At 73.6% G+C, this 25,669-nt stretch carries 29 protein-coding genes and 1 pseudogene; 13 read left to right on the top strand and 17 right to left on the bottom strand.

The annotated features are described in order from the left end of the window. Positions 1-116 precede the first annotated feature (116 nt). Together ACLJOU_RS26685 and ACLJOU_RS26680 are read left to right on the top strand one after the other, a co-directional pair. Positions 117-638 (top strand): hemerythrin domain-containing protein, encoded by a 522-nt coding sequence (locus tag ACLJOU_RS26685; protein WP_410570905.1) that lies wholly within the window; start codon positions 117-119, stop codon positions 636-638. Positions 639-679: 41 nt separating this feature from the next. Further along, positions 680-1,516 (top strand): ANTAR domain-containing protein, encoded by an 837-nt coding sequence (locus tag ACLJOU_RS26680; RefSeq protein WP_410570903.1) that lies wholly within the window; start codon positions 680-682, stop codon positions 1,514-1,516. A gap of 32 nt (positions 1,517-1,548) precedes the next feature. On the opposite strand, the gene ACLJOU_RS26675 is transcribed toward ACLJOU_RS26680, so the two are convergent. The 3 genes from ACLJOU_RS26675 to ACLJOU_RS26665 all read right to left on the bottom strand — a co-directional run bounded on the left by ACLJOU_RS26675 (position 1,549) and on the right by ACLJOU_RS26665 (position 3,494). Further along, positions 1,549-2,025: a hypothetical protein gene (locus ACLJOU_RS26675; RefSeq protein ID WP_410570902.1), complete on the bottom strand. Its 477-nt coding sequence runs from the start codon at positions 2,023-2,025 to the stop codon at positions 1,549-1,551. Positions 2,026-2,094: 69 nt separating this feature from the next. Continuing rightward, positions 2,095-2,934, bottom strand: coding sequence for an aldo/keto reductase (locus ACLJOU_RS26670; RefSeq protein WP_410570900.1), 840 nt, complete (start codon positions 2,932-2,934; stop codon positions 2,095-2,097). 98 nt (positions 2,935-3,032) lie between these two features. Next, the gene (locus ACLJOU_RS26665; RefSeq protein ID WP_410570899.1) at positions 3,033-3,494 is read right to left on the bottom strand and encodes an SRPBCC family protein; all 462 of its coding nucleotides are present in this window, start codon (positions 3,492-3,494) and stop codon (positions 3,033-3,035) included. Positions 3,495-3,613: 119 nt separating this feature from the next. Here ACLJOU_RS26665 and ACLJOU_RS26660 point away from each other — a divergent pair, with 119 nt between their 5' ends. Genes ACLJOU_RS26660 through ACLJOU_RS26650 form a run of 3 tightly spaced genes read left to right on the top strand, consistent with a single transcriptional unit; the run spans position 3,614 to position 4,592 of the window. Beyond that, the gene (locus ACLJOU_RS26660; RefSeq protein ID WP_410570897.1) at positions 3,614-4,027 is read left to right on the top strand and encodes a phage holin family protein; all 414 of its coding nucleotides are present in this window, start codon (positions 3,614-3,616) and stop codon (positions 4,025-4,027) included. Further along, the gene (locus ACLJOU_RS26655; protein WP_410570895.1) at positions 4,024-4,329 is read left to right on the top strand and encodes a DUF3618 domain-containing protein; all 306 of its coding nucleotides are present in this window, start codon (positions 4,024-4,026) and stop codon (positions 4,327-4,329) included. Before ACLJOU_RS26660 ends, ACLJOU_RS26655 begins: the two co-directional genes overlap by 4 nt. Next, positions 4,326-4,592, top strand: coding sequence for a DUF4235 domain-containing protein (locus tag ACLJOU_RS26650; protein ID WP_364247189.1), 267 nt, complete (start codon positions 4,326-4,328; stop codon positions 4,590-4,592). The genes ACLJOU_RS26655 and ACLJOU_RS26650 overlap by 4 nt, the downstream gene beginning before the upstream one ends. A 40-nt stretch (positions 4,593-4,632) precedes the next feature. Here ACLJOU_RS26650 and ACLJOU_RS26645 read toward each other — a convergent pair whose 3' ends face one another. Next, on the bottom strand, positions 4,633-5,001 hold the full coding sequence (locus ACLJOU_RS26645; protein WP_410570893.1) for an STAS domain-containing protein: 369 nt from the start codon (positions 4,999-5,001) through the stop codon (positions 4,633-4,635). A 167-nt stretch (positions 5,002-5,168) separates the two neighbouring features. Here ACLJOU_RS26645 and ACLJOU_RS26640 point away from each other — a divergent pair, with 167 nt between their 5' ends. Both ACLJOU_RS26640 and ACLJOU_RS26635 read left to right on the top strand, forming a co-directional pair. Next, positions 5,169-6,458, top strand: coding sequence for an NAD(P)/FAD-dependent oxidoreductase (locus ACLJOU_RS26640; RefSeq protein WP_410570891.1), 1,290 nt, complete (start codon positions 5,169-5,171; stop codon positions 6,456-6,458). Positions 6,459-6,469: 11 nt separating this feature from the next. Further along, positions 6,470-7,024 (top strand): hypothetical protein, encoded by a 555-nt coding sequence (locus tag ACLJOU_RS26635; RefSeq protein ID WP_410570890.1) that lies wholly within the window; start codon positions 6,470-6,472, stop codon positions 7,022-7,024. 179 nt (positions 7,025-7,203) lie between these two features. Here ACLJOU_RS26635 and ACLJOU_RS26630 read toward each other — a convergent pair whose 3' ends face one another. Beyond that, the gene (locus ACLJOU_RS26630; protein WP_410570888.1) at positions 7,204-8,082 is read right to left on the bottom strand and encodes a LysR family transcriptional regulator; all 879 of its coding nucleotides are present in this window, start codon (positions 8,080-8,082) and stop codon (positions 7,204-7,206) included. Between the two features lie 81 nt (positions 8,083-8,163). On the opposite strand from ACLJOU_RS26630, the gene ACLJOU_RS26625 reads away from it, so the two are divergent. The 4 genes from ACLJOU_RS26625 (at position 8,164) to ACLJOU_RS26610 (ending at position 13,299) form a co-directional block, all read left to right on the top strand. Then, positions 8,164-9,489, top strand: coding sequence for a diaminopimelate decarboxylase (locus ACLJOU_RS26625; RefSeq protein ID WP_410570886.1), 1,326 nt, complete (start codon positions 8,164-8,166; stop codon positions 9,487-9,489). 23 nt (positions 9,490-9,512) lie between these two features. After that, complete coding sequence (locus ACLJOU_RS26620) at positions 9,513-11,006, top strand: ArnT family glycosyltransferase (RefSeq protein WP_410570884.1); 1,494 nt, start codon at positions 9,513-9,515, stop codon at positions 11,004-11,006. Between the two features lie 222 nt (positions 11,007-11,228). After that, a complete protein-coding gene (locus tag ACLJOU_RS26615; protein WP_410570882.1) occupies positions 11,229-11,495 on the top strand; it encodes a hypothetical protein in 267 nt (88 codons plus the stop codon). 583 nt (positions 11,496-12,078) lie between these two features. Next, a complete protein-coding gene (locus ACLJOU_RS26610; protein ID WP_410570881.1) occupies positions 12,079-13,299 on the top strand; it encodes an SGNH/GDSL hydrolase family protein in 1,221 nt (406 codons plus the stop codon). Here ACLJOU_RS26610 and ACLJOU_RS26605 read toward each other — a convergent pair. From ACLJOU_RS26605 to ACLJOU_RS26550, 12 genes and pseudogenes are all read right to left on the bottom strand, one after another. After that, positions 13,257-14,564: an MFS transporter gene (locus ACLJOU_RS26605; RefSeq protein ID WP_410570879.1), complete on the bottom strand. Its 1,308-nt coding sequence runs from the start codon at positions 14,562-14,564 to the stop codon at positions 13,257-13,259. The two genes, ACLJOU_RS26610 and ACLJOU_RS26605, sit on opposite strands and share 43 nt — an antisense overlap. After that, positions 14,561-15,133, bottom strand: a complete 573-nt coding sequence (locus ACLJOU_RS26600; RefSeq protein WP_410570878.1) for a GNAT family N-acetyltransferase — start codon at positions 15,131-15,133, stop codon at positions 14,561-14,563. Before ACLJOU_RS26600 ends, ACLJOU_RS26605 begins: the two co-directional genes overlap by 4 nt. Before the next feature lie 129 nt (positions 15,134-15,262). Further along, the gene (locus ACLJOU_RS26595; RefSeq protein ID WP_410570877.1) at positions 15,263-15,808 is read right to left on the bottom strand and encodes a YbaB/EbfC family nucleoid-associated protein; all 546 of its coding nucleotides are present in this window, start codon (positions 15,806-15,808) and stop codon (positions 15,263-15,265) included. Further along, positions 15,805-16,149, bottom strand: coding sequence for a type VII secretion target (locus ACLJOU_RS26590; protein WP_410571136.1), 345 nt, complete (start codon positions 16,147-16,149; stop codon positions 15,805-15,807). Before ACLJOU_RS26590 ends, ACLJOU_RS26595 begins: the two co-directional genes overlap by 4 nt. 5 nt (positions 16,150-16,154) lie before the next feature. Then, complete coding sequence (locus ACLJOU_RS26585; protein WP_410570875.1) at positions 16,155-18,242, bottom strand: hypothetical protein; 2,088 nt, start codon at positions 18,240-18,242, stop codon at positions 16,155-16,157. Positions 18,243-18,250: 8 nt separating this feature from the next. Next, a complete protein-coding gene (locus tag ACLJOU_RS26580; protein ID WP_410570873.1) occupies positions 18,251-18,721 on the bottom strand; it encodes a hypothetical protein in 471 nt (156 codons plus the stop codon). Between the two features lie 14 nt (positions 18,722-18,735). Further along, complete coding sequence (locus ACLJOU_RS26575; protein ID WP_410571134.1) at positions 18,736-19,578, bottom strand: ESX secretion-associated protein EspG; 843 nt, start codon at positions 19,576-19,578, stop codon at positions 18,736-18,738. Positions 19,579-20,007: 429 nt separating this feature from the next. Then, positions 20,008-20,544: pseudogene (locus ACLJOU_RS26570) on the bottom strand (flavin reductase family protein); the annotation flags it as partial. A 47-nt stretch (positions 20,545-20,591) separates the two neighbouring features. Continuing rightward, the gene (locus ACLJOU_RS26565; protein ID WP_410570871.1) at positions 20,592-21,410 is read right to left on the bottom strand and encodes an FAD binding domain-containing protein; all 819 of its coding nucleotides are present in this window, start codon (positions 21,408-21,410) and stop codon (positions 20,592-20,594) included. Further along, the gene (locus ACLJOU_RS26560) at positions 21,407-21,877 is read right to left on the bottom strand and encodes a (2Fe-2S)-binding protein (protein WP_410570870.1); all 471 of its coding nucleotides are present in this window, start codon (positions 21,875-21,877) and stop codon (positions 21,407-21,409) included. The genes ACLJOU_RS26565 and ACLJOU_RS26560 overlap by 4 nt, the downstream gene beginning before the upstream one ends. Further along, positions 21,874-24,138, bottom strand: a complete 2,265-nt coding sequence (locus ACLJOU_RS26555) for a xanthine dehydrogenase family protein molybdopterin-binding subunit (RefSeq protein WP_410570869.1) — start codon at positions 24,136-24,138, stop codon at positions 21,874-21,876. The genes ACLJOU_RS26560 and ACLJOU_RS26555 overlap by 4 nt, the downstream gene beginning before the upstream one ends. Before the next feature lie 29 nt (positions 24,139-24,167). Next, entirely contained in the window at positions 24,168-24,923 is a 756-nt protein-coding gene (locus ACLJOU_RS26550) for a sulfite exporter TauE/SafE family protein (RefSeq protein ID WP_410570867.1), read from the bottom strand. Positions 24,924-25,157: 234 nt separating this feature from the next. Here ACLJOU_RS26550 and ACLJOU_RS26545 point away from each other — a divergent pair, with 234 nt between their 5' ends. Both ACLJOU_RS26545 and ACLJOU_RS26540 read left to right on the top strand, forming a co-directional pair. Beyond that, a complete protein-coding gene (locus tag ACLJOU_RS26545; protein WP_410570866.1) occupies positions 25,158-25,370 on the top strand; it encodes a hypothetical protein in 213 nt (70 codons plus the stop codon). Positions 25,371-25,387: 17 nt separating this feature from the next. Continuing rightward, entirely contained in the window at positions 25,388-25,624 is a 237-nt protein-coding gene (locus ACLJOU_RS26540; protein WP_410570865.1) for a dihydrofolate reductase family protein, read from the top strand. The last annotated feature ends 45 nt before the right edge of the window (positions 25,625-25,669 follow it).

The following is a 25,669-nucleotide window of genomic DNA, read 5'->3' as shown; positions in this document are numbered from 1 at the left end:
TCCCTGGGGCCGGGTTCGCCGGATGAGTACCCGCCCGGCGCGCGGCCGACACGGGATTCGGCGCCGGAGCAGCGGGTATCCCCTTCTGCGAACCCGAGCCCGGACCAGGAGAGTGCATGAACGGCAACCAGCCCGCAACCGACCTGACGACCGTCCTCACCGGCGACCACCGTGAACTCGACCGGCTCTGCACCGAACTCGAGCTCGGCCAGGGCAGCCCGGAAAACCGCAAGGACCTCGCCGATCACCTGATCGCGGCGCTGATCCGGCACGCCGTCGCCGAAGAGCCCTACCTCGACGGCGAGGGCGACCTCGCCGAGGCGGACGGCCTGATGCGGCAGCTCGAAGGCACCGGGCCGCAGGAGACGCGGTTCGAGCGCCTGCTGGGCGGGCTGATCCGCGCCGTCCGCCGGCACGTCCGCGAGGAGGGGCCCGCCGCCGTGCGCGAGATCCGGCGCAGCTGCTCCCCGGAGCAGCAGGCCGCACTGGGCAAGGAGGTGCTCGAGGCCCGGGAGGCCGCGCCGACGCTGCCCCACCCGGACCTCGCCGACCGGGTGCCCCAGGCCGATCAGCTGTGGCCGGGTCCGGGGTTCGTCGACCGGGCCCGTGCCGCCCTGCGCACCCCGGCATCGGGTTGAATGGAGGGTCCGCACCACGAACCCGGAGACAGCGAGGACCCATGAGCGCCGGCGGCGAAGAGGAGTGGGCCCGCGAACGGGCCCGGTTCGGGCAGGACGGTGCTCCCGGACCGGGCCCGCTGGCCCGGCAGTTCGCCGATCTCACGCGGACGCTGCTCGACGTGGCGCCCACCGTCGGCGGGGTGCTCAAGCTGGTCGTCGGGGCCGCGACCGCGCTCGTCCCCGACGCCGACCTGGTCAGCGTCACGCTGCGGGACGCCGACGGCACCTTCCACACCCCGGTCGAAACGGACCCGGTCGCCGAACGGCTCGACCAGGTCCAGTACGACCACGGCGAAGGCCCCTGCGTGGAGTCGGCCCGCCCGGACGGCCCGGCCGTCGGCTGGTCGCAGGACCTCGGGCGGGATCCGCGCTGGCCGGCGTTCGGCCCGGCCGCCGCCCGCCACGGCTTCCACTCCGTGCTGGCCACGGCCCTGCTCCCGGACGCCCGCCCGCCGAGGCTGTCCGGTGCGCTCAACATCTACTCGCGCCGGCCGGGCGCGTTCGACGCCCGGGCGATCGACGTCGCCCTGCTGCTGGCCACGCACGCGTCGCTGGCGCTGGCCCACACCCAGGCCGTGGCCGCGGCCGAGCTGGAGACGGCGCACCTGCGCCGGGCAGTCGACAGCCGTGACGTCATCGGCCAGGCGAAGGGCATCCTGATGCAGCGGCGGGGCATCACCGCCGACGAGGCCTTCGACGTGCTCCGCCGGGCGTCCCAGGACCTCAACGTCAAGCTCGCGGACCTGGCGAAGGCCCTCGCCTCGCGGCACGCCGACGTGGACCTCCCGGACTCCCCGCCCACCCCACCCGTGCGAAAGAGCGGCACTCTCACCTGAAAGTGCCGCTCTCCCGTGGGTGCTGAAAGCCGTTACGGCGTGGTGTACGGGGACCGGTTCTCCAGCGACGGGCCGGCCGTGGGGTACCGGACGTCCTGACCCGGCGCCGGGGTGACCGGGGTGACCGTGGTGCCCTGCTGCTCCGCCTCCACCCGCGGCCGGGGACCGCGGTGGACGACCGCCTCGACCTCCTGCTCACCGCGGATGCGGGCCAGGACGCCGAGGGTGATCGCGTGGGCCAGGGCGAGGATCAGCAGCAGCACGCCGATCCGCCCGACCACGCCGGGCAGGTCGCTGTCGCCCAGGTTGACGGTCGAGATCAGGGCCAGCACCCCCAGCGTCGCGAGGTGGAACAGCACCGTGACCAGGCGCGTCATCGAAGCGCCCGCCGCCGGGTCGCCGTAGGAGTTCTCCAGGTACCGGCGGCCGCTGCGGTAGATGATCTGCCCGTCTATCAGGACCAGCGCGATGCCGATCGCGAGGAACGACAGGTATGCGTTCGTGGTCATGCCGGACGCTCCTTCCAGGGGGACCTTGCCGGAGGGATACCCGGCAGGTCGCGCAGGGAAACGCCGCGGTCACCCGGTGAAGGTGTCCGGGTCCGGTCCGGTCCGGCGGCCCTCGTCGAGCCGGCCGAGTTCGGCCATGTCCTCGTCGTCGAGTTCGAAGCCGAACACGTCGATGTTCTGCCGCATCCGCTCGGGCGACGACGACTTCGGGAACACGATGTTGCCCAGCTGCACGTGCCAGCGCAGCACGACCTGCGCGGCGGTGCGGCCGTGCTTGTCCGCGAGGCCGGTCAGGACGGGGTCGTCGAGCAGCTCGGCCCGCGCCAGCGGGCTCCACGCCTCGGTGGCGATGCCGTGCGTGCGGTGGTATTCACGCAGGTCGGTTTGCTGCAGCGCCGGGTGCAGCTCGATCTGGTTGACCGCGGGCACCAGCGACGTCTCCTCGGCGAGCCGGTCGAGGTGGGCGGGCTGGAAGTTCGAGACGCCGATGGCCCGGGCCTTGCCCGCGCGGAGGATGTCCTCGAAACCCAGCCACGTCCGGACGTAGTTGTCCTTGGCGGGCAGGGGCCAGTGGATCAGGTAGAGGTCGACGTAGTCGAAGCCGAAGCGGCGCAGGCTGCCTTCCAGCGCGGTGATCGCGTTGTCGTGCCCGTGAGCGTCGTTCGCCAGCTTCGTCGTGACGAACACCTCATCGCGGGCGACGCCGGAGTCCGCGATCCCGGCGGCGACGCCGGCCTCGTTGCGGTACGTCTGCGCGGTGTCGATGTGGCGGTAGCCCGTTTCCAGTGCCGTCCGCACGGCGGCGGCGGTTTCGCCGGGTTCGATGTCGTAAACGCCGAGCCCGAACTGCGGGATCCGCACGCCGTTGTTCAGTTCCAGTGCGGGAACGCCGGCCGTGGTGGTGATCATGCGTACCGCCTACCCGGCGTGCCGGGCACGCGAAACGCGGCGGGGCGGGTGATCCCGCCCCGCCGCGGCAACTCACCCTGATCGGGTGATCGCGGGGGCTACTGGCCCGGGCGGTCCACGTCACCGCGCCAGCTGCCGGTCTCCCGGCCGCGCTGCTCGATGAACTCCTTGAACCGCTTGAGATCGCCCTTCACCCGGCGGTCGAGCAGGCCGAGCTTGTCGGCGACGTTCTCGGCGAAGCCCTCCGGGTCGATGTCCATCTGGGCGGTCACCCGGGTGCGCGAGTCGTCCAGCCGGTGGAAGGTGATGACGCCGGCGTGGTCAGGCCCGGAGTCCGAGGTCCAGGCGACCCGCTCGTCGGGGTGCTGCTCGGTGATCGTCGCGTCGAATTCGCGCGTCACGCCACCGAACCGCGTGACCCAGTGGGTGTGGGTGGCGTCCACCTGGCGGATTTCTTCGACACCCTCCATGAACTTCGGGAATTCCTCGAACTGCGTCCACTGGTTGTACGCGGTCGAAACGGGGACTTCCACGTCCACGATTTCGGTGATCGTGCTCATGCACTCCTCCTCGTCGGTGGTCGGTGTCATTCGGCTACCCGGTGCACTCGCGGCCAAACCCGGCGCGATTGACCCCCGGCGCCGCCGGGTACCCGGCGGCCAGGCAAAGGAGGTGTTCGGTGATCGAAGAGGCAAACAAGACACCGGCGGCCGACCGCTCGGTCGGCGAACTGGTGACGGACCTGACCGACGAGGTCAAGCGGCTCGTCCGGGACGAGATGCGGCTCGCGGTCTTCGAACTGCAGCGCAAGGGCAAGAAGCTCGGCCTGGGCGCCGGGTTGTTCGGTGCGGCGGGCCTGTTCGCGTTCCTCGGGGCCGGCACGCTGGTCGCGGCCGCCGTGCTGGCGCTGGCCCTGGCCGTGCCGGGCTGGCTGGCGGCGGTGATCGTCGCGGTCGCGCTGTTCGTCGTGGCCGGGATCGCGGCGCTGGTCGGGAAGAAGGAAGTCACCCAAGGGGTGCCCCCGGTGCCCGAAGAAGCGATCAGCGGCGTCCGCGAAGACGTGGACACCGTGAAGCAGGGAGTGCGGGCATGAGCGGGGACTTCCCCAAGAACGCCGAAGAGGCGCGGCTCGACCGGGACACCACCCGGGAGGAACTCACCGAGACGCTGACGGCGCTCGGCCAGAAACTCGACGTGAAGGCCCGCGTCAAGGAAAGCGTCGACGAGAAGCTCGACCAGGCGACCGCGAAGGTCGCCGACGTCACGAACGAGCCGACCGCGGCCAAGTTCCGCCAGGGTGCCGACACCGTCCGCGCCCACCCGCTGCCGGTCTTCGCCGGCGTGCTGGGCCTGCTCATCCTGATCCGCCTGATCCTGCGCCGGAGGGACTCGTGAACAAAGCGCTCTACAAGCCGCTCAGCTGGGTGGTGGGTGCCCTGGGCGGCATCCTGGCCGGTCAGGTGTTCAAGCAGGTCTGGAGCCGCGTGGCGGGCGAAGAAGACGCCCCCGACGCCACCGACCGCGACTACACCTGGCGGCAGGTGGTCATCGCGGCGGCGGTGCAGGGGGCGATCTTCGGCGCGGTCAAGGCGGCCACCGAACGGGCCGGGGCCGTCGGTTACCGCAAGGCGACCGGCGACTGGCCCGGCGACGACTGACCGGACACAGTGGACGGTGGGAGGTGTGCCCGCGCGGCGGTCACGCCTCCCGGCCGGGCTCGGGTCCCATCCCCACGAGCGCGGCGCCGACCCCGGGGTGGATCTTCAGCACCACGTCGGCGCCGGTGGCTTCGAGCGAGCGGGTGACCGCGTGGCCGCCGAGGACGACGGCCAGTTCGGTGCGGGCGTCCGCCTGCAGCAGCGACCGGACGCCGGCGCAGCTCAGGAAGGCGACCCGGCTCAGGTCGACGACCAGCCGCCCCACGGTGGCGAGGGCGTCTTCGAGCGTGCCGACCGTGGCGGCGTCGATGTCGCCGACCAGGGTGAGCACGGTGATCCCGCCCGGTCGTTCGGTCGTGGTGACGGTGAGGCCGGCGGGTTCGTGGATCGTGCGGAAACAGTCGTACATGGCGCTCCCTTTCTCAGCGGTGCCGGGGGCGCTGACCGGAGCACGTGTCTGAACAACAGCCAACCCCCTGACCGTACGCCCCTGGGCTGGGAGGTCAACCCCGCGGGTTTCCCGGCACTGACCTCGGGTAATCCGTTCGGGACGGAATCAGGCGCGGAAGGAGATCCATGCGAGTCGTGATCGTCGGCGGCGGTTTCGCCGGTTACCACGCGGCGAAGAGCCTGCGGAAGGAAGCCGGGGCCGACGTCGAGGTCGTCGTGCTGAACCCGACGGATTACTTCCTCTACCTGCCGTTGCTGCCGGAAGTGGCGGCCGGGATCCTCGACCCGCGGCGGGTCACCGTTTCGATTCCCGAAACGCTGCGCGGGGTCCGCCTGGTGCTCGGCGCGGCCACCGCGGTCGATTTCGATTCGCGTCAGGTCACCTACACCGATCCCGAGGACAACGAACACCGGATCGGGTACGACCGGCTGGTGCTGGCCGCGGGCAGCGTCAACAAGCTGTTGCCGATTCCCGGCGTCCCGGAATACGCCCACGGTTTCCGTGGCGTGCCGGAAGCGCTCTACCTGCGCGACCACATCACGCGGCAGATCGAGCTGGCCGCGACGGCCGAAGACCCGGCCGAACGCGACGCCCGCTGCACGTTCGTGGTGGTCGGCGCCGGTTACACCGGCACCGAGGTCGCCGCGCAGGGTCCCGCGTTCACCGCGGCGCTCGCCGCGCGCCACCCCGAGCTGGCCGGGCAGAAGGTCCGCTGGCTGCTGCTCGACGTCGCCGAGCGGGTGCTGCCCGAACTCCAGGGGCGCCTGGGCCGGACCGCCGACGAGGTGCTGCGCTCGCGCGGGGTCGAAGTGCTCATGAAGACCTCGGTCGACCACGCCGACGCCAAGGGCGTCACGCTGACCAACGGGGACACGGTGCCGACGCGCACCCTCGTGTGGTGCGTGGGCGTGCGGCCGGACCCGCTGGTGGCCGGGCTCGGGCTCGAAACCGCGAAGGGCAGGCTCGTGGTCACCGAGCAGCTGAACGTCCCGGGCCGCGACGACGTGTTCGCCTGCGGCGACGCGGCCGCGGTGCCCGACCTGACCCGCCCGGGCCAGTACACCGCGATGACCGCCCAGCACGCCGAGCGCCAGGGCAAGCTCGCCGGGCGCAACGTGGCGGCGTCGCTCGGGTACGGCCGCCGCGGCACCTACCGCCACCACGACCTCGGCTTCGTCGTCGACCTCGGGGCCGGCGCCGCCGCGGCGAACCCGCTGCACATCCCGCTGTCCGGGCGGCCGGCGAAGGCGGTGACGCGCGGTTACCACCTCATGGCGATGCCGGGCAACCGCGTCCGCACGGCCGCCGACTGGCTGCTGGAAACCCTGACCGGCCGCCAGACCGTCCAACTGGGGCTCGTCCGCTCCGGTGCCGTGCCGCTCGACACGGACACCCCGGAACTCCCCCGCCGCTGAAAGGACCGCGCATGCCCACCGAACCCGAACCCGTCCGCTCCGAAGGCCCGTCCGTCGTGACCGCCGGGGACCTGTCGGGCCCCAAGGTGGTCGTCCTCGACCCGGCGGGCGCCGGGAAGCACGACGAACTGCCCGCGACCTGGCGGCCGCTGGCCGAACAGCGGGCCGTGGTCTGGTGCCGGGTCCCCGCCGGCGGCGCCCTGACCGAAGCCGACGACCTCCTCGGCGACGCGGGACCCGGCGATCCCGAGATCGCCGTGGTGGCGAGCGGCCCCTTCGCGGCCGAGGCGCTGCAGCTGGTCGAGCGCCACCCGGGCGCGGCGGCGCACCTGCTGCTGGTCGACCCGGCCTCGGACGCGTTCCTCGGTTCCGGCGACGCCGCCCAGGCCAACGAGGCCTGGCTGACCGAGCACGACGACGTCGTCACCAAGCTGCGCGAGGCGGGCACCGAAGTGCGGATCGCGGCGTCGAGCACCGACGACCTGGACGACCGGGTGCCGCCGCCGCTGCCCCTCGGCCACCCGAACGTGGTCACGGCGGTGCGCGCGGCTCTCGGGCTGGATTAGGTTTCCGCGCGGGCGGGTCCGGAGCGCCTGCGCTCGGCGCTCCGGACCCGACGGCGGCACCCGAGCCCCGACCGGGACCGGCTGCTCGGCGGATCCACGAAAGTCCGCAAGAGCGGAGAAGCCGGAAGCAGGTCCGCCGGCCGCCCCAGCGCCCGGTATTCCCGAACCGTCGACCGGGACTAGCTCCCGGCAGCGAGCGCCACGAACGCCCGCACCACCGGTGACACCGGCCCGGCCCGCCAAGCCAGGCCCAGGTCGATCCTCGGGGCCGGGTCGGCCAGCCGGCGCAGCACCACCCCGCGCCGCCGGAGGGCCCGCGCGCGGTGCTCCGGGACCGCGGCGAGGCCCGCGCCCTCGGCCACCGCCCGCATCAGCTGCTCGTCCTCCGGTTCCTCCCGGACGATCGGCGGGAGGCCGGCCGGCCAGACCTGGCCGCTGATCGCGTCGTACTGGCCGGGGCCGTTCTCCCTCGGCCAGAACACCACCGGCTCGGCGGCGATCGCGGCCCGGCTCACGCGGCCGCGGCGGCGGGCGAGCGCGTGACCCGACGGCAGGGCGAGCAGGACCTCCTCCGAGCCGACCACGGCGACCTCGATCCCCGGGGCGGTGACCGGCGGCCGCACGAAGCCGAGGTCGATCTCGCCCGCCGCCAGCCGGGCCAGGTTCAAGCTCGTCCAGCCCGTTTCCAGGGCCAGTTCGACGTCCGGGTACCGCTCGCGGTACGCCGCGACCAGGTCGCCGGCCGGCGGGCCGGGCGCCGACCGCGTGTAGGCGATCCGCAGGCGGCCGGCGTCGCCCCGGCCGGCCGCGGTGATCGCGCCCCGGGCCCGGTCGAGCCGCTCGAGCAGGTCGCGGGCCTCGGCGGCGGCCACGCGCCCGGCCTCGGTCAACGCGAACCGCGGACCCGTGCGGTCGAGCAGCGCCACCCCGAGATCCGCTTCGAAGGCGCGGATCTGCTGGCTCAGCGACGGCTGGGACACGAACAGGCGGGCGGCCGCCTTCGTGAAGTGCATCTCTTCGGCGAGCACGGCGAAGTAGTGCCATCGGCGCAGGTCCACGCAGCGATTATAGGTCTGCCCTATGATTTGATCGGGACGAAGTCTTGGACGGCCCGCCACACCCGCTGCTGTCCTGGGTCCGTGACCACGACCCGCGCGCCGCTGACCCGCGCCGACCGCAAGCACCTGGCCCTCGCCGCCGCGGCGGACCGGCGGCTGATCGGCCCGATGGCCGGGTTCGTCGACCTCGCCGCCGTCCGGGAAGCCGTCGAAGACCTCAAGAAGGCGTTCGCGCCGCTCGGCCGCGTCCAGCACACCGTCGCCGCCAAGGCGTGCGGCCTGGCCCCGCTCCTGCGGTTCCTGGGCGAGCTCGGGATCGACGCCGAGGTCGCGAGCCCGGGCGAGACGGCGGTCGCGGAAGCCGCCGGCCTGCGCGGCCCGCGGCTCGTGCTCGACTCCCCCGCCAAGACGACCGCCGAGCTCGCGCACGCCCTCGCCGAGGGCACGGCGGTCAACGCCGACAACTTCCAGGAACTCGCCCGGCTCGACTGGCTGGCCGGGGCGGCACCGCCCCGGTCGGTGCTCGGCCTGCGGATCAACCCGCAGGTCGGAGCGGGCCGGATCGGCGGCACGAGCACCGCTACCGCGGTGTCGAAGTTCGGCATTCCCCTGCGGGACAACGGAAATCGCGCGCTGCTGCGCGAGGCGTTCGCCCGGCGGCCGTGGCTGACGCGGCTGCACGTCCACGTCGGCTCGCAGGGCTGCCCACCGGAGCTGATGGCCGACGGCGTGGCCGCGGTGCACGAACTCGCCGAGGAGATCAACGCCGAGGCGGGGTACCGCCAGGTGACCAGCCTCGACATCGGCGGCGGGCTCCCGGTGGACTTCACCTCCGACGAGCCGGGCCCGGGCTACGCGGATTACGTCGCGACACTGCTGGCGCGGGTTCCGGCGCTGGCCGGCGGGCACTACGCGTTCGTCACCGAGTTCGGCCGGTCGCTGCTGGCGAAGAGCGGTTTCCTCGTCAGCACGGTGGAGTACACGAAGGTCGCCGGCGGACGGCACATCGCGGTGACGCACGCGGGCGCCCAGGTGGCGGCGCGCACGGTGCTGCAGCCGGAGCACTGGCCGCTGCGGCTCGGCGCGTTCGACGCCACCGGCGTCCCGAAGACCGGATCCGAGGTGCCGCAGGACATCGCCGGCCCCCTGTGTTTCGCCGGCGACCTCCTCGCCCGGGAGCGGCCGCTGCCGCTGCTGGAGCCGGGTGACCTCGTCGTCGCCCACGACACGGGCGCGTACTACTTCGGGGCGCACTACGCGTACAACACGCTGCCGCGCCCGGCCGTGCACGGGTTCACCGTCTCCGGCGGCCACGTCGAGTTCACGCCGATCCGCCGTGCCCAGACCCTGGCCGAACTGGTCGCCGACGCCGGCGGCGAGTTCCTCGGAGCGCTCCCGGAAGGGTGATCGACCGCGTACGATGCCCGGCCATGGGGGATGATCGAGAGCTGCCGCGGTTCGCCGCGCTGCCGGTCGGAATCGTCGTCGCCGTCCAGGCGGTCGTGCTGACCGCGCTGTCCGGACGCTACGGCTTCCACCGCGACGAGCTGTACTTCGTCGCCGCCGGCCGCCGCCCGGACTGGGGGTACGTCGACAACCCGCCGATCACCCCGTGGCTCGCGCGGGCGTCGACGGCGGTGTTCGGCGAGACGCCGTCGGGCCTGCGCGTGGTGGCGACCCTGCTGGGCATGGCGACGGTCGTGGTCGTCGCGCTGATCGCGCGCGAGTTCGGCGGCGGCCGCGGAGTCCAGCTGGGCACCGCGATCGCGACGGCGTTGTCGTCGTACGTGCTGGTCGTGTCCCACACGCTGGCGACCAACTCGGCGGACGTGCTGCTGTGGTCGGTGCTGACCCTGTGCGGCCTGCGGCTGCTGCGCACCGGCGACGGCCGGTGGTGGCTCGCCGTCGGTGCCGCCGCCGGGCTCGGCCTGGCGAACAAGTGGCTCGTGCTGCTCCTGCTGTCGGGGCTCGGCATCGGCGTGGCCGTGGCCGGCCCGCGCGGGGTGCTGCGCACGTGGTGGCTCGCGGCCGGCGCCGGGATCGCCGTCGTCCTGGCCGCGCCGGTGGTGCTCTGGCAGGCGGCGCACGGCTGGCCGATGCTCACCGTGGCCGGCGGGATCAGCGCGGACGACGGGCCCGGGAACCGGCTCCTGTTCGTGCCCATGCAGCTGGTGCTGCTCTCACCGGTCCTGGTCCCGGTGTGGGTGACCGGGCTCGTGCGCCCGTGGCGCGAACCCGGCCTGCGCTGGGCCCGGGCACTGGCGATCGCCTACCCCGTCGTCTGTGCCGAGCTCCTGGCCGTGGGCGGGAAGCCGTACTACTCGGTGCCGTTGCTGCTGCCGCTGGTGGCGCTGGGCGCGGAACCGGCCGTGCGGTGGTTCGGCCGCGGCGGCCCGGCGCGGCGGGCGCTCACCGGCGTGGCCGTCGCGGTGTGCGCGGCGGTGTCCGTCCTCATCGGACTCCCGGTGGTGCCGGCCTCGGCGCTGAACGGACCCCTGCTGGCGATGAACAAGGAACCGGGCGAGCAGGTCGGCTGGCCGGACTTCGCCGGCACGGTGGCGGACGCGTGGGCCCGCATCCCGGCCACCGAGCGCGACACGGCGGTCATCCTCACCGGCAACTACGGCGAGGCCGGGGCGCTGGAGCGCTACGGCCCCGAGCGCGGGCTGCCGCAGGCGTACTCGCCACACATGTCGTACGCCGACTGGGGCCCGCCACCGGACCGGCTGGTCGGCCCGGTGCTGCTGGTCGGGCGGATCCGGCCGGGCACGCCCGCGGCCCGCCTGCTCACCGGCTGCCGGGCGGTCGCCAAGCACCACAACGCCGACGGCGTGCACAACGACGAGGACGGGGTCGTGGTGTCCCTGTGCACGCTGACGCGGCCCTGGTCCGAGGCGTGGCCCCAGCTGCGGCGGTACTACTGACCGATTGTCGCGCTGTCGGGGACACCGCGGCCGAGAAACCGTTTGCGGCGCTGCCGCCAGCGGAGCTGGTTCAGCCGACGAATGGCCCTGCTCGCCGGCTGGGGCCGTGTCAAGGGGCCAATCGGCGCGATCGACCTGAACCGCGCTCGTGTTCGCCGCGTGTCCCCAGGTGGCGAGCCGCCGCGGCTCGCCCCGAACCAGCCGCACCGAAAGGCCGGACCGATGTCCACCCACCCGAACGCACCGAGCCGCCGCGCGATCGCCATGCTCAAGGCGGTCGCCGCGGGCCGGGCCGAGCTCCGCTGCAGCTGCGAACCCGACCTCCGCGTCGACGGCTTGCCCTGCTGCGACCAGTCCGCCGCCCACGAACTCGCCCACGCCGGGCTGGTCAGAGCCACCCGGCCCGTCTCCCCCGGCCAGTGGGCGCCCGCCGAACTGACCGACGCGGGCCACCGCGCCCTGGCCGGCTTTCCCGCCGCCGCAGCCTGAGCTCGACGGCGCCCCTGGACCGGCGGGGTGAGAAAACCCGTCGCTGGGCGACGACCCCGACCTGGTCGACGCCGAGGCGATCGGCGACCTGGCCGGCAGCTGGAGACGCTGCTGACGGCGACGCCCGCGGCCCCGGAAGCCCGACCGGCGGCCCTGCGCCTGCTCGCGGCGCGGGAGCGGCCGCGGTCGCCCGGTGCCGCGACGTGCCCGCGGGAACCCCGGACGCCGACCGCCTGCACCGAAGACGAACGGCACCGCGAAAGTGCACTGAACCGGGGCGGGCCGGCGGACGTGCTTGGGGGTGAGGGCGTCTCGCACACGCCCTCCGGGGTCGCCACGACGCAACGATCCGGGCCAGCCTCCGCCCGATCGGGACCGGGTACCCCGGCGAGCGGCCGTCGCGGCAACGGCCACCTCGCGCGGGCCCGTCCGGCATCCCCAGAATCCCGGACGGGCCCGCCCCTTTTCCCGCGCAGACCCCCTTCCCGGAGCCGCTTCCCGGAGGTCCTGTCCCGGGTCTTGTCCGGCGCCCTCACCTGAACAGCGGTCGCTGACCCCGTGCACCGCGCGCGACGGTGGGGACATGCGACGTTTCGTGGCCGTGAGCGCGGCCGTCCTGGCGGGTCTCGGCCTCCTCACCACGGCCGGCAGCGCGAATCCGGAAAGCGCTCTCCCGGCGCCGCCGCAGCACGCGGTGGGTGGCTGGGTCGGCACCTGGGCGGCGGCGCCCGCGGCCGCCGTGCCGAACACGCCGGACGGCTACCCCGGCTACTCGATCCGCAACGTCGTGCACACCAGCGCCGGCGGCGGGCGCGCCCGCGTCCACCTGTCGAACGCCTTCGGCGCCGCTCCCCTGACCTTCGGGCACGTCACGGTCGCGGTGCAGGCGACCGGGCCGGACGCCGTGCCGGGCACCCTGCGGTCGCTGACCTTCGGCGGCACCCCGAGCGTCGTCGTGCCCGCCGGTGCCGAGGCGCTGAGCGATCCGGTGGGCCTGCGGGTGCCCGCCGACGCGAACCTGCTGGTCACGACCTACGTGCCGGCGAAGTCCGGGCCGGTGACCTATCACCCGGCCGCGGCGCAGACGTCGTACTTCACGCGCACCGGCGACTTCGCCGCCAGCGAGTCCGGCGCCCCCTACACCGAGCAGACGTCCGTGTGGCACTACGTCTCCGGCGTCGACGTCCAGGGCGGCGCGGAAGCTTCCATCGTGGCCCTCGGCGACTCCATCACCGACGGCGTCGGCTCGGCCACCGGCGCCGACCACCGCTGGCCGGACTACCTCGCCGACCGGCTGCACGGCCGGTTCGGCGTGCTCAACGCGGGCATCAGCGCCAACCGGCTGCTGCTGGACGTCCCCGGGTCCGGTGCCGGCCAGAACGCGCTCGCCCGCTTCGACCGCGACGTCCTGAGCGTCGGCGGCGTGCGGACGCTCATCGTGCTCGAAGGCATCAACGACATCCAGCAGGACCCGCACCAGACCGACCCGGCCGCGATCACCTCGGCCTACCGCCAGCTGGTCGCGCAGGCGCACGCGCGCGGCATCCGGGTCCTCGGCGGCACGCTGACGCCGTTCAAGGGCTGGCGCGTCTACGACGACACCCTCGAAGCGACCCGCACGGCGGTGAACGCGTTCATCCGCACCGGCGGGGTCTTCGACGGCGTCGTCGACTTCGACGCGGCGGTCCGCGATCCGGCCGACCCGCTCCGGATGCGGCCGGCCTACGACTCCGGCGACCACCTCCACCCCGGCGACGCCGGCTACGAGCGGATGGCCGCCGCCGTCCGGCTCGACCGGCTCTGACCCGTCGGGATGAACAGCACCGCGACGAGGCTCAGCACCGCCACCGCGACCAGGTAGAGCGACACCGAGAGCGAAGTGCCCGTGGACGTCTGCAACGCCGTCGCGATCAACGGCGCGAAGCCCCCGCCCAGCACCGCGCCCACGGCGTAGGAAAAGGAAGCCCCGCTGTAGCGGTAGCGCGGCTCGAACAGTTCCGCGAACAACGCCGACTGCGGCCCGTAGGTGGCGCCGAGGCCGATGTTGAGCACGATCACCGCCACGATCAGCCACGCCGTCGCCTTCGTGTCGACGAGCAGGAAGAACGGGATCGGCCAGAGCACCAGGAGCACCGAACCGGCCAGGTACACCGGTTTGCGGCCCACGCGGTCGGACCACGCCGCCGTGACGAGGATGCTCACCAGCCACGTCACGCTGCCGATGATCACGACGACCAGCAGCGTGGTGCGGTTGATCTTGAGCACCGAAGTGCCGTAGGACAGCAGGTAGGCCAGGAAGATGTAGCCGATCGCGGTGTTGGCGACGAAACTGCCGGACGCCACCAGCAGCGCCCGCGGCCGCTCGCGCAGCACGTCGACCATCGGCCGGCTGCTGCGTTCTTCCGCGTCCCGCAGCTGTGCGAACACCGGGCTCTCTTCGATCCGCAGCCGGATCACCAGGCCGACGGCGACGAGCACGATGCTCGCCAGGAACGGCACCCGCCACCCCCAGGACGCGAACTGCGCGTCGGTCAGCGCCCGGCCGAGGACGAAGAACATCAGCTGCGCCAGGATGAGTCCCGCCGGGACGCCGATCTGCGAGAACGCGCCGTACCGGCCGCGGCGCCCTTCGGGGGCGTGTTCGACGGCCATCAGCGCGGCCCCGCCCCACTCGCCGCCCGCGCTCAGCCCCTGCAGGAGCCGCAGCACCAGCAGCAGGATCGGCGCCCAGACGCCGATCGCGGAGTACGTCGGCAGCAGCCCGACGCCGACGGTGGCCAGGCCCATCAGCAGCAGCGACAGCACCAGCATCGCCTTGCGGCCGACGCGGTCGCCGAAGTGGCCCCAGAGGATCCCGCCGACCGGACGGGCCAGGAACCCGACCCCGAGCGTCGCGAAGGCGGCGAGGGTGCCGGAAGCGGGCGACAGCGTCGTGAAGAACAGCTTGCCGAACACCAGCGCCGTCGCCGTGCTGTAGATGAAGTAGTCGTACCACTCGATGGTGGTCCCCACCGCGCTCGCCACGGCGACCCGCCGCAAGGGCCGGGCCGCGACCGCGGGGCCCGTCACGAGCCGGCTAGTACGGGGTCGGAGGAAGCGACCAGGTCGTCCACGAGCAGGTCCATCAGCAGCCCGTCGTGCCAGCTGCCGTCGGGACCGCGCTCGTAGGACCGCATCGTGCCGACCGGGCGGAAGCCGAGCGAGCGGTAGAGCCGGATCGCCGTCTCGTTGCCGGCCGCGGGGTCGATCACCAGCCGGTGGTGTCCCCGCACGGTGAACAGGTACTCGGCCAGCGTGCGGATGGCGTCCGAACCGAGGCCGCGGCCCTGGAAGTCCGGGTGCACCGCGATGTCGATCCCGGCGTGGCGGTACTGCGGATCGGCTTCCTCGAAGGCGAGTTCGATGCCGACGACAGTGCCTGTCTCGTCGTCGCCCGTCACGTCGTCGAGTTCGATGGCGTAGGTCGTGGTGCCCTCGTCCGGGTCCAGCAGGTAGGACACCTGGGCGGCCACCGGCTCCTCGGCGTCGGCCCACCAGCGGGCGACTTCGGGGTGCGACAGGATCTCCTCGAACCGGGCGGCGTCCGGGGCGGCGGCTGGCCGCAGCCGGACACGGCTTCCGGTGATCAGGCCGGTCATCGGCCCAGTGTCGCCCGCACGGGCGCCCGCTGTCGAGACCCCGAAAGGACCGCTCGGGCGTGGACCGCGACGGCGCCCGGCCCGGTCTCGGCGGCCTTGCGCAGGGCCACCGAGCCCGAACCGGTCAGTTCACCACGGGTTGTTGTCGTCGTCGTCGGCCGGGGCGGGCCGCCGCGGCGGCTGCGGAGCGCCGGGAGCGGGCGGGGCCGCGGCGCCCCCGGAGGGCGGGGACGGCGGAACCGGCTCCGGCGGCGCGGGCGGCTGCTCGTCCGGTTCGTCGGGGTTCGGGAAGCGGCCGCGCAGGTTGTCCAGCAGTGCGCCGCGGGTTTCGCGGTCCTCGTCGCCGAGCTGCTCGGCCATCACCCCGGCGACGCGGTCGGCGATGCCGGACTGCGCCCGCCGCATCGTCGTCAGGATCTGCCGCGACAGCTCCTCCAGCGGGAACGACTTGACCTTGTTCGAGAACGTCAGGTCGGTGACCGTGCCGTCCGCGCCGACGGTGACGCTGACCGCGCCGTCGGCGCTGGTCGCGGTCAGGCGCAGCCGTTCGGTCTGCTCCTGCGCGGCCTGGTAGCGCTGCGCCTTCGCGGCGAACCCGGCGGCCCAGTCGTCCATCCGGCGGATCGTCTCGTCGGGGTCCCGCATCAGGTTCCCCAGCCCGTTCGGACCCGTCATGCGTTCGTCCTCGCTTCCGCTGCGCGCGGCGAGGCCGCGAGCTGGCGTTCGAACGGCTGCGCGTTGGCGTCTTCGCCTTCGCGGTAGGACTGCGCGGCCGTCCGGACGTTGTCCGCCAGCCCGCGCACGCCTTCGCCCGACGCCGTCAGGGCTTCCTTCGCCTGCTCGTTCGTCGGCCGGATGATCGGCGGGAGGAACGCGCACAGCAGCCCGTAGGCGTGGTCCGACATCGCCGTGTCCGCCGCCGAGCTCGCCGTGGTGAGCCGGTCCACCAGGCTCTCGACGTGACTCGCGTGCGCGACCAGGTCATCCGGTTCGACCTCGAAGCCGGGGGCCGTCATGGCCGTCACTTCCAATCCTGGTTCTTCCAGTCGCCGATCACCGGAGGCGCGACCGCCTGCTCACCCGCGAAGAAGTTCGGGTCGTCGCTCTCGAGGTAGTCGGCCGACTTGTGTTCCTTGTCGTCTTCCTTCTTGCCGCCCCGGCCGGCGCCCATGCCGCCCATGCCCGGGGAGCCCGCGGCACCGGCCGCACCGCGGCCCGACATCGCGTTGCGCGCCGCCGCGGCTTCGGCTTCCGCGGCCGCACCGGACGCGGCACCGCCGCCGAGGTTGCCCGCGCCCGTGCCGCGCACGCCGCCACCGCCACCGGCCCCGCCGGCACCGCCGCCGATCCCCCCGGCACCGCCGCCGATCCCGCCGAGGGAGCCGCCCCCGGCGCCGCCGCCACCGATGCCGCCGAGCCGGCTCGCGATGCTCTCACCGTTGATCCCGCCGCCGCGGCCGATGGTCGGCAGCTTGGCGCCGCCCGTGCCCCCGCCGGGGATGCCGCCGGGGCCGGTGCCGGTGGGCAGGCCGGTGATCGGGTCGATGCCGGGCGGGGTGAAGCCCGGGATCGGCGAGCCGCCGCGGACCGCGCCGCCCCCGCCGGAGACGTCCGGGATGTTCGGGATCGACGGCGGCGTGAAGCCGCTGCCGCCGCTCCCGCCGCCGGCCGGGATGCCGGACGGCGTGAAGCCGGACGAGGTCGTCGAGTCGTCGAAGTGCGGCAGCGACGAGCCGGGGATCCCCGCACCGCTGAAGTTGCCGCCGCCGGGGCCGCTCGGGGCGTCGAAGTTCGGCGGCGTGAAGCCGGCGCCGCCGCCGCTGCCGCCACCGGGGATGCCGCTGCCGGAGAAGCCGCTTCCCGAAGAGCCACTGCCGAAGCCGTCCGATCCCGGGATGCCGCTGCCGGAAAAGCCACTCCCCGAGGAGCCGCTCCCCGAAGAGCCGCTGCCGGAGCCGTCCGATCCCGGGATGCCGCCGGAGAAGTCGCTGCCTCCGGCGCCCGGGATGCCGCTGCCGGAGAACCCGGAGCCGCCGCTGCCCGAGCCGCCGCCGGGGATGCCCGGCACCCCCGCGCCGCCGGCACCGGAGCCGCCCGCGCCGGCACCGCCGAAGGCCGCGGCGTTCGCGTCGACCGGGGTCTGCGGGGTCACGCCGTCCATCGCGGTCCGCGCCATCAGCGGGTGCTGCGCGCTGCCCGCCCCGGAGCCGCCCGAGGCCGGGGTGCCGGAGGAGTACGCCGTCGCGGTGGCGGTCGGCAGTTTCGGCGGCGCCGGGAACCGCGGGGTGGCAACGGCGGCGCCGATGGTCTCGTCGTACTGGGTCATGATCTGCGCGGCGTGCTCCCGGGCGGCCTGCTGCGCCCGGTAGGTCTGCATGGCCTCGCCCGCGGCCGCGGCGTACTGCACCGGGTCGGTCATCGACATCAGGCGCTGGTTGGTCGCCTGGAGGTCGAACTGCACCGGCGGGTTGGCGGCCATCTGCCGCTGGGTCTCGTTGAGGGCCTGGGAGTGGATCTCCTGCTGCCGCCCGGCCAGCGTCGCGCCCTGCGCGGTGGCGCCGAGCCACTTGCCGACGCCGGCGAGGTGCTCGCGGACGGCGTCACCGGCGCCGCCCTGCCAGTTGCTGGTGCTGGCGTTGATCGCGTCGGCGAGGGTCTTCTGGTGGGTGCCGAGGTCGTTGCCGACGCGCACCCACTCCTCCGAAGTTTCCGCGACGGTCGCCGGGTTGGCGTCCTGCGTGATGGCTTCGTTCATCTGTTCGTGGCTGGCGTTGTTCCACAGCGTGCGCGGCGCTCCGCCGGTCTCGCGCATGGCGAGGCCCTCGTCGAGGCCGTGCTTGGCGTCGTCGAGGTGCTGCTGGTAGAGCTCCTGGATCTTCCGGTCGCGCAGCACGGGGTCGACGACCGGGCCGAGCCAGCCGCGCCGGATCTCGTCGTCGACCTGCCGGGTCGCCATCTCGCGGATCTGATCGCCCGAGGGCGAGTTGTCCGTGGTCAGCGGCCCGACGTAGTACTTCGACGACGGATCGGCGGTCACGTCGTAGAGCGGACTGCGCGGGTTGTAGTCCGGGGACGACGGGTCCGAGACGGACTCGGCGGTGGGTGCCACGGTCTCCCTCAGCTCTGGTCGGCGGTCGGGAGCGAGGTCAACGTCTGCTGCGTCGTCTCTTCCCGGGACTTGTAGTTCTGCTTCGCCAGCTTGATGGCTTCGATGTAGGTCGGGAACTCCTGCCGCGCGGCCTGCAGCTGGGTGACCAGGCCGTGCTCGTCGGCGGCGGTGCTGACCATGTGCGCGGACACCCACTGCCCGGTGGCGGTCCGGCTCATCGCCGGGGCGTCGTGCAGCCGCTGCAGCGCGGCCCACCGCGCCTCGAGGGACTCCAGCACGCCTTCGAGCGCCTCGATCAGCTGGTTGCCGGTGGTGTCGTCGATGGCGAAGCCGCCGCTTTGGGCGAGCCGCTTCAGCTGCGCCCCGGCGAGGCCGACCCGCAACGCGGCCACGGCCTTCGTCTCGGGGGACGTGGCCGCCTGCAGCTGCATGGTGGCCTGGACAGCCTGGACCGTGGCCGCGGTCTCTTCCGTCGTCATCTGGTCCTCCCCGATCAGTAGACAGCCGCGATCGCGTCGCGGATGGCGCGCGCGAGGTCGGCCCGCCCGGCGGGCACGTATTCGGCGGTCAGTTCCCCGGCGTCCCCGGTCCGCGTGTGCACCAGGTACCGCCCGTCGGCGGTGTCGAGCCAGCTCAGCGGTTCGCCGGCGAGCCGTTCGCCCCGCCGTCCCTGCGCGCTGACGGCGATGTGCCCGCCGCCGAGCCGCGGTTCGGCCAGCACCCGTTCGAGCACGGCGACGTCGGACGGCTTCGGCGCCGCCGGACGGCGCCCGGGCCGCACGACCGCCTTGACCTCGATCATCCCGAAGGCGTCGGTTTCTTCTTCGTCGAATTCGGCCTCGGCGATCCGCTTCGCGGTCATCGCGGAGACTTCCCGCCCGGCCGCCCGGTGCACGACGTGCTTCCCGGTGGTGGCGGCGGGTGCCGGCGGCAGCACCCCGGTGACGACCTCGACGAGGTCTTCGTCGGCGAACAGCGAGAACAGCAGTTCGTCGGTGTCCGGCGCCTGGGTGATCCCGAGGGCCTGGGCCCCGTCGCTGACGACGAGGACGGCGACATCGGCCCCGAGCCCGTCGATCCCGCTCACCGCGACCGAGATCCGCGGGTCGGCGAGCAGTTCGAAGGCGGTCCGGACGCCGGGGTGCAGCTCGCCGGAGACCGACAGCCGCCGCTGTTCGAGGGCGTCGTACACCTGCCGGGCCAGTCCCACGAACCGCACCGGATCGGCGGGCAGGTTCCCGGCCCGGAGCGGGTACCGCCGCACCTCGCCCCCGGTGGCCCGCCCGACGACGAGCGCTTCGAAGACCTCGAGGACGAACTCGAACCGCTCCGCCATTTCCCCTCGCCGGATCCTTTTCATCAAACCTTCAAGCAAGTTCCCTGACGACACTAGCAGTGCGCCGGGGAGGGGCGTCGGCGCCGCCACCCGGATGCCCGAAAGACCACGATCCCCTGGACCGGCCGGGCAAAGCCCGGGGTTTCCCTCGATCGGGTGGCGGCGCCGGCTGTGGCGGACCGACGTGCGGAGATGAATCGGGGCGGCGGGCCCGGCCGGGCGGTCAGACCCGCTGCCCGACCTCCGGAGCACCGGGAACCCGCCGGGCCGGTCGATGTCCGGACCACGGTAGAGCCGCTCCGGGATCCGGGCCAGCGTCGACGGGTGCACCTGCGTCCCGAGCCCGTAGAACTTCTGGAAACTCATGATGAGCGGCCGCCAGCGGTCCGGGTCGATCCGGTCCTCGGTCCCCGCCAGCCGGATCTCCTCGTGCACCCACACCCGCTGCACCCGCGCCTCGAAGGCGAGCACGCCCCCGCCGTCCCCCACCGGGTGCGCCGCCTCGACGACGACCTCCATGGCCACCGGGCACTCGCCGACCCGCGGCGGACCCACGGTCGACGACGGCACCGGCGTCAGCCCGGCGCGCGCGAACTTGTTCGCCACGTGGAAGTAGCCGCGCTCCTGCTTGCCGGCCGGGACCGGGTCCGACCCCGTCGTCAGGGCCAGCCGGTCGACCGCCGGGGCGAGCGCCTCCGACGGCAGGTTCAGCACGCCTTCGCGGGTGCGCAGCAGGTTCTGCGCGGTCTTCGACCGGGCGCCCAGCCCGAGCATCGCCCGCCAGCCGAGCCAGAACGCCGAGGACATCGGGGCCAGGTTGGCGGATCCGTCTTCGTTGGTCGTGGAGATCAGCACCACCGGGGTGCCGAAATACAGGATGCCGGGCTCGATGGCCGTGTGCGCAAGGGTTTTCACCCGGCCGATCCTGCCGTCCACACGGGACACCCGCTGGCGGGAATCGGCCATGGCGATTTCCCGGGGCGGCACCGCGGAAGCGCCGCCCCGGGGATCGGTCAGCTGCGCGACGCCGCCTGCGTCAGCGCCCGCCGCGTCAGCACCCGCGCCAGGTGACGCCGGTACTCCGCGGTCGCGTGGGGCTCGTCCGGCGGGTTCGTCCCCGACGCCGCCAGCGCTGCCGCCTCTTCGATCGAAGCGCCCGCCGCCAGCGCCTGCTCCGTGGCCGTGGCGCGCAGGGGTACGCCCCCCATGTTCACCAGGCCGACGCGGCCGCCCGCGACCGCCACCCCGACCAGCGCCCAGTCGATCGCGCGGCGGGTGAACTTCTCGAAGCCCCAGCCCTGCCCCGTCTGGGCCGGCAGGCGGATCTCCGTCAGCAGCTCCGTGGGCTCGAGCGGTGTGGTGAACGGGCCGAGGAAGAACTCCGCCGCCGGGATCCGGCGCTCCCCCGCCGGGCCGCGGGCCACCAGGACCGCGTCCGACGCCAGCACCGCCGCGGGCAGGTCCGCCGCCGCGTCGGCGTGGACCAGGGAGCCGCCGATCGTGCCGCGGTGGCGGACCTGGCGGTCGCCCACCTCGCCGGACACGTGCGCCAGCAGCGGCGCGTGCTCCCGCAGGACCGGGTCCTGCACCAGCGAGCTGTACCGCGACAGCGCGCCGATGACGACCTCGTCGCCGTCCAGGCGGACGTACCGCAGCTCGTCGAGCGGGCCGATGTCCACCAGGTGCTCCGGCGTGGCCAGCCGCAGCTTCATCAGCGGCAGCAGGGAATGCCCGCCCGCCAGCACCTTCGCGTCGTCGCCGTGCGAGGCGAGCAGGGCCAGCGCTTCGTCCACTGTGGACGCCCGGGTGTACTGGAACGCAGCGGGGATCACCGGTCCACCTCCTGCCCCGAAGCGTCGATCACGGCGCTGACGATGTTGTGGTAACCCGTGCAGCGGCAGAGGTTGCCCTCGAGCCCGGCGCGGACTTCGTCGCGCGTCGGCTTCGGGTTGTCGGCCAGCAGCGAAACCGACGCCATGATCATCCCCGGCGTGCAGAACCCGCACTGCAGGCCGTGCTGCTCCCGGAACGCCCGCTGCACCGGGTGCAGCGAACCGTCCGGAGAGGACAGTCCCTCGACGGTGGTGACGGCGTGGCCGTCGGCCTGCGCGGCCAGCACCGTGCAGGACTTGACCGACTCGCCGTCGAGCAGCACCGTGCAGGCGCCGCACGACGTCGTGTCGCAGCCGACGTTCGTGGCGGTGAGCCCGGCGGTGTCGCGCAGGAAGTGCACCAGCAGCGTCCGGTCCGGCACCTCCTCGGTCACCGGCCGCCCGTTGACCTCGATCGAGACCTTCACTGCGCGCTCTCCTTCCGAGCTTCCTCCAGCGCGGCCCAGACCCGGATCGGGGTCGTGGGCATGTCCAGGTGCTTGACACCGCGGGCCGACAGCGCGTCGACCACGGCGTTGTGCACCGCCGGCGTCGACCCGATCGTCGCGGCCTCGCCGATCCCCTTGACGCCGAGCAGGTTCCGGTCGGTCGGGGTCGCCATGTCGACCAGCTCGAAGTCCGGCAGCTCGGCGGCGGTGACGAACGAGTAGTCGGCCAGCGTCGCGGTCGTCGGGTTGCCGTCGTCGTCGTAGGTCACGACCTCCATCAGCGCCTGGGCCGCGCCCTGCCCCAGCCCGCCGTGGCGCTGCCCGCGGAAGGTGAGCGGGTTGACGACCGGGCCGGCGTCGTCGACGGCGACGATCCGGCGCAGCCACACCTTGCCGGTCTCGGTGTCCACCTCGACCACCGCCAGGTGCGCGCCGAAGGGGAAGGTCGGCTTGCCGTCGCCGAACCAGACGTCGGCGGTGAGCTTGCCGCCGTCGGCGCGCCCGGCGACCTGCGCCCAGCTGAGCACGGTGCTCGACGGCGCCCCCCGGACCTGCCAGACCCCGCGTCCGGCGTCCAGTTCGAGGTCCTCCGGCGCCGCTTCGAGCAGCTCCGCGGCCAGTTCGCGGGCCCGCGAGATCACCTCGTCGGCCGCCTGCCGGATCGCCGAGCCGCCCAGCTGCAGCGACCGGGAGCCGAACGTGCCGACCGCCTTCGGCACCTCGTCGGTGTCGCCGTGGCGGACGGTGATCTCGTCCAGCGGCACGCCGAGCCGGTCCGACAGCAGCATGGCCAGGGTCGTGCCGAGCCCCTGCCCGTGCGGCGAACTGCCGGTCCACGCGACGACCGAGCCGTCGGGGTGGATGTCCACGCGGCCGCTCTCGCCACCGCCGTCGCCGCCGGTGATCTCGACGTAGGCCGCGATGCCCAGGCCGAGCTCGACGGGGTCGCCCGCCTCCCGGCGACGCCGCTGCTCGGCCCGCAGCTCCGCGTATCCGGCGGCCGCCAGGACCTTGTCCAGCGCCGCCGCGTACTCGCCCGTGTCGTAGGACGCCCCGGTCGGCGACTGGTACGGGAACTCGTCGGGCCGGATGAAGTTGACCCGGCGGACCTCGGCCGGGTCCCGCCCGATCTCCGCGGCGAACAAGTCCATCGCGCGCTCGACCGCGGCCGTCGCCTCCGGGCGACCGGCGCCGCGGTAGGCCCCGACCGGCGTGGTGGTGGTGACGACCGCACGGCTGCGCGTCTCGACCCGGGGGAACCGGTAGACGCCAATCGCCATCAGCTCGGTCAGCGTCGGCAGCAGCAGCATCCGCGGGTACGCACCGGAGTCCTGGACGACGTCGAGGCGGTAGGCCAGCACCGTGCCGTCGCGCTTCCCGCCGATGGTCACGGTGTTCTGCTGCGCGCGGCCGTGGGTCATCGCCGTGAGGTTCTCGCTGCGCGTCTCCACCCAGCGCACGCCCCGCCCGAGCCGCTTGGCCGCCCAGCCCAGCACGGTCGCCTCGGGGTCCGCCCCGATCTTCGCGCCGAACCCGCCACCGACGTCCGGCGCGATCACCCGCACCGACTCTTCGCCGACGCCGAGGGTCGCGGCCAGCTGGCTGCGGGCCATCTGCGCGTTCTGCGTGGACAGCCAGGCCGTCAGCCTGCCGTCCTCGCCCCACACGCAGGAAGCGCCGCGCACTTCGAGCGGCGCGGGCGCGACGCGCTGGTTGAGGATGGTCTCGGTGACGACCACTTCGCAGTCTTCGAAGAGGGCGTCGTCGAACTCCGTGACTCCCTTGGCCTGCACGATGTTGCTGCCGTGCTCCGGGAACAGCAGCGTCTCGCCGGCCAGGGCCGCGTCGATGCCCGCCACGGCTTCGAGCGGTTCGTAGTCGACGTCGACCAGCTCGGCCGCGTCCGCCAGCTGGTAGCGCTCTTCGGTGACGACGAGCGCGACCGGTTCGCCGACGTACCGCACCACCTCACCGGCCAGCCACGGTTCCCGTAGTGGCCCCGCCGGGCGCGGGGCCAGCCCGAGGTCCGCGGCGGTGAAGACGCCGAGCACACCCGGTGCCTCCTTCGCCGCGCTCACGTCGATGCCGCCGATCCGCGCGTGCGCGATCGGGCTCCGCACGAAAACCGCGTGCGCGGCACCGGAAAGCGCTTCCTCCCGCAGGTCGTCCACGTACGTGCCGCCCGCGGTGATCAGATTCCGGTCTTCCCGGCGGACCACCCTGGTCCCGACAATGCTCATCCGACCTCCTGCTCGCCGATATCCGCCGATCATGCCCGCAGGCCGAGGACGACCGCCAGGCCCAGTCCGCAGAGAGCGATCCCGATCCGCAACGGCGTCGCCGGCAGCCGCCGCACGAGCGCCGAGCCCAGCCAGGAGCCGCCGAGCGAGCCGAGGCAGACCGCGAGCGCGGCCGGCCAGACCACCTTGCCGGTGACCGAGAAGACGATCGCCGCGAGGAGGTTCGCCGAGCCGGTGACCAGGTTCTTCGCCGCGTTGGTCCGGGCGAGTGGCTGGGTCCAGACGGTGACGAGCAGCGCGAGCATGAGCACGCCCGCGGCGGCCCCGAAGTAGCCGCCGTAGCCGCCGATCAGGAACGCGAGCACGCCGGTGACCGGGCTGAGGCCGTGGTGCTCGGCGCCTTCGGCCAGCCGGCGCAGCCACGGGCCCGCCAGCAGCACCAGCGACGCCCCGCCGATCAGCCACGGCACGATGACGGTGAACGCGCTCGACGGCGTCAGCAGCAGCACGAGCCCGCCGCACGCGCCGCCGACGGTGGTGATGGCGCAGAGCGGGACGAGCCGCCGCCGCTGCCCGGCCAGTTCGGGCCGCGCCCCGGCGGCGGCACCCACGGTGGTGCCCAGCATGGCGACGGTGTTGGTGACGTTGGCCGTCACCGGCGGCAGCCCGGCGGCGAGCAGTGCCGGGTAGGACACCAGCGAAGCGAGCCCGGCGGTCGCCCCGGTCAGGCCGGCGCCGACGCCGGCCAGCACGAGCAGGAGCAGCACCCACGGGTCGGTGATCACGTTCTCATGAGAGCACGGCCATCCGAGCACGCCGCAGTGGCTGTCGATCCGGGCCGCCGCCGTTCGTATCGGACGTGACAACCGTCCCGGCCGGAAGGACACCGATGCGTTCGATCACCGTCACCACCAGCGTCAGCCTCGACGGCGTCGTGCAGGGCCCCGGCCGTCCCGACGAGGACCCCCCGCGGCGGGTTCGCCCACGGCGGCTGGGGCACGCGCTACCAGGACGACGTCATGGCCCGGGCGATGGGCGAGGGGATGAGCCGGCCCGGCGACATGCTGTTCGGCCGCCGCACCTGGGCGGACGTCACCACCGCCTGGAGCGGGCGCGACGACGGCAACCCGTTCACCACCCACCTGAACGCCGCCACCAAGTACCTCGCCTCGACCACCCTCGCCGACGCCGGCGCGTGGGAGAACCCGATACTGCTGCGAGGCCGGCTTTGAGTTCCGCCACGCGGACGGTGGCCGAACTCAAAGTCCGGCCAGGCCGTGACCTGTCGGTGATCGGCAGCGCCGCGCTGGTGCGGGCCCTGCACGCCGCCGGCCTGGTCGACCGGTACACCCTGCTCATCCACCCGCTGACCCTCGGCTCCGGCGCCCGCCTCTTCGGCGCCGGGCCGCTCACCGAGTTCACCCTCACCGGCTGCGTCACCACGACCAAAGGGGTCGTGATCGCGCACTACGACCGCGGCGTGTAGGCCGTTATACGGATGTCCGAAACCGGACGGGTTCCGCCGCCGGGG

It is taken from the genome of Amycolatopsis sp. cmx-4-61, assembly GCF_046548775.1.
Classification (GTDB): domain Bacteria; phylum Actinomycetota; class Actinomycetes; order Mycobacteriales; family Pseudonocardiaceae; genus Amycolatopsis.
This window is presented reverse-complemented; position numbering and strand designations above follow the sequence as displayed.

What these genes read in the sequence shown, in the direction of transcription:
- ACLJOU_RS26645 (WP_410570893.1), bottom strand. Translation starts at nt 5,001, where the DNA reads ATGTACGACTGTTTCCGCACGATCCACGAACCCGCCGGCCTCACCGTC.
- ACLJOU_RS26580 (WP_410570873.1), bottom strand. Translation starts at nt 18,721, where the DNA reads ATGACGACGGAAGAGACCGCGGCCACGGTCCAGGCTGTCCAGGCCACC.
- ACLJOU_RS26640 (WP_410570891.1), top strand. Translation starts at nt 5,169, where the DNA reads ATGCGAGTCGTGATCGTCGGCGGCGGTTTCGCCGGTTACCACGCGGCG.
- ACLJOU_RS26600 (WP_410570878.1), bottom strand. Translation starts at nt 15,133, where the DNA reads ATGACCGGCCTGATCACCGGAAGCCGTGTCCGGCTGCGGCCAGCCGCC.
- ACLJOU_RS26615 (WP_410570882.1), top strand. Translation starts at nt 11,229, where the DNA reads ATGTCCACCCACCCGAACGCACCGAGCCGCCGCGCGATCGCCATGCTC.
- ACLJOU_RS26545 (WP_410570866.1), top strand. Translation starts at nt 25,158, where the DNA reads ATGGCCCGGGCGATGGGCGAGGGGATGAGCCGGCCCGGCGACATGCTG.
- ACLJOU_RS26610 (WP_410570881.1), top strand. Translation starts at nt 12,079, where the DNA reads ATGCGACGTTTCGTGGCCGTGAGCGCGGCCGTCCTGGCGGGTCTCGGC.
- ACLJOU_RS26575 (WP_410571134.1), bottom strand. Translation starts at nt 19,578, where the DNA reads ATGGCGGAGCGGTTCGAGTTCGTCCTCGAGGTCTTCGAAGCGCTCGTC.
- ACLJOU_RS26670 (WP_410570900.1), bottom strand. Translation starts at nt 2,934, where the DNA reads ATGATCACCACCACGGCCGGCGTTCCCGCACTGGAACTGAACAACGGC.
- ACLJOU_RS26595 (WP_410570877.1), bottom strand. Translation starts at nt 15,808, where the DNA reads ATGACGGGTCCGAACGGGCTGGGGAACCTGATGCGGGACCCCGACGAG.
- ACLJOU_RS26555 (WP_410570869.1), bottom strand. Translation starts at nt 24,138, where the DNA reads ATGAGCATTGTCGGGACCAGGGTGGTCCGCCGGGAAGACCGGAATCTG.
- ACLJOU_RS26590 (WP_410571136.1), bottom strand. Translation starts at nt 16,149, where the DNA reads ATGACGGCCCCCGGCTTCGAGGTCGAACCGGATGACCTGGTCGCGCAC.
- ACLJOU_RS26675 (WP_410570902.1), bottom strand. Translation starts at nt 2,025, where the DNA reads ATGACCACGAACGCATACCTGTCGTTCCTCGCGATCGGCATCGCGCTG.
- ACLJOU_RS26685 (WP_410570905.1), top strand. Translation starts at nt 117, where the DNA reads ATGAACGGCAACCAGCCCGCAACCGACCTGACGACCGTCCTCACCGGC.
- ACLJOU_RS26680 (WP_410570903.1), top strand. Translation starts at nt 680, where the DNA reads ATGAGCGCCGGCGGCGAAGAGGAGTGGGCCCGCGAACGGGCCCGGTTC.
- ACLJOU_RS26620 (WP_410570884.1), top strand. Translation starts at nt 9,513, where the DNA reads ATGGGGGATGATCGAGAGCTGCCGCGGTTCGCCGCGCTGCCGGTCGGA.
- ACLJOU_RS26665 (WP_410570899.1), bottom strand. Translation starts at nt 3,494, where the DNA reads ATGAGCACGATCACCGAAATCGTGGACGTGGAAGTCCCCGTTTCGACC.
- ACLJOU_RS26655 (WP_410570895.1), top strand. Translation starts at nt 4,024, where the DNA reads ATGAGCGGGGACTTCCCCAAGAACGCCGAAGAGGCGCGGCTCGACCGG.
- ACLJOU_RS26635 (WP_410570890.1), top strand. Translation starts at nt 6,470, where the DNA reads ATGCCCACCGAACCCGAACCCGTCCGCTCCGAAGGCCCGTCCGTCGTG.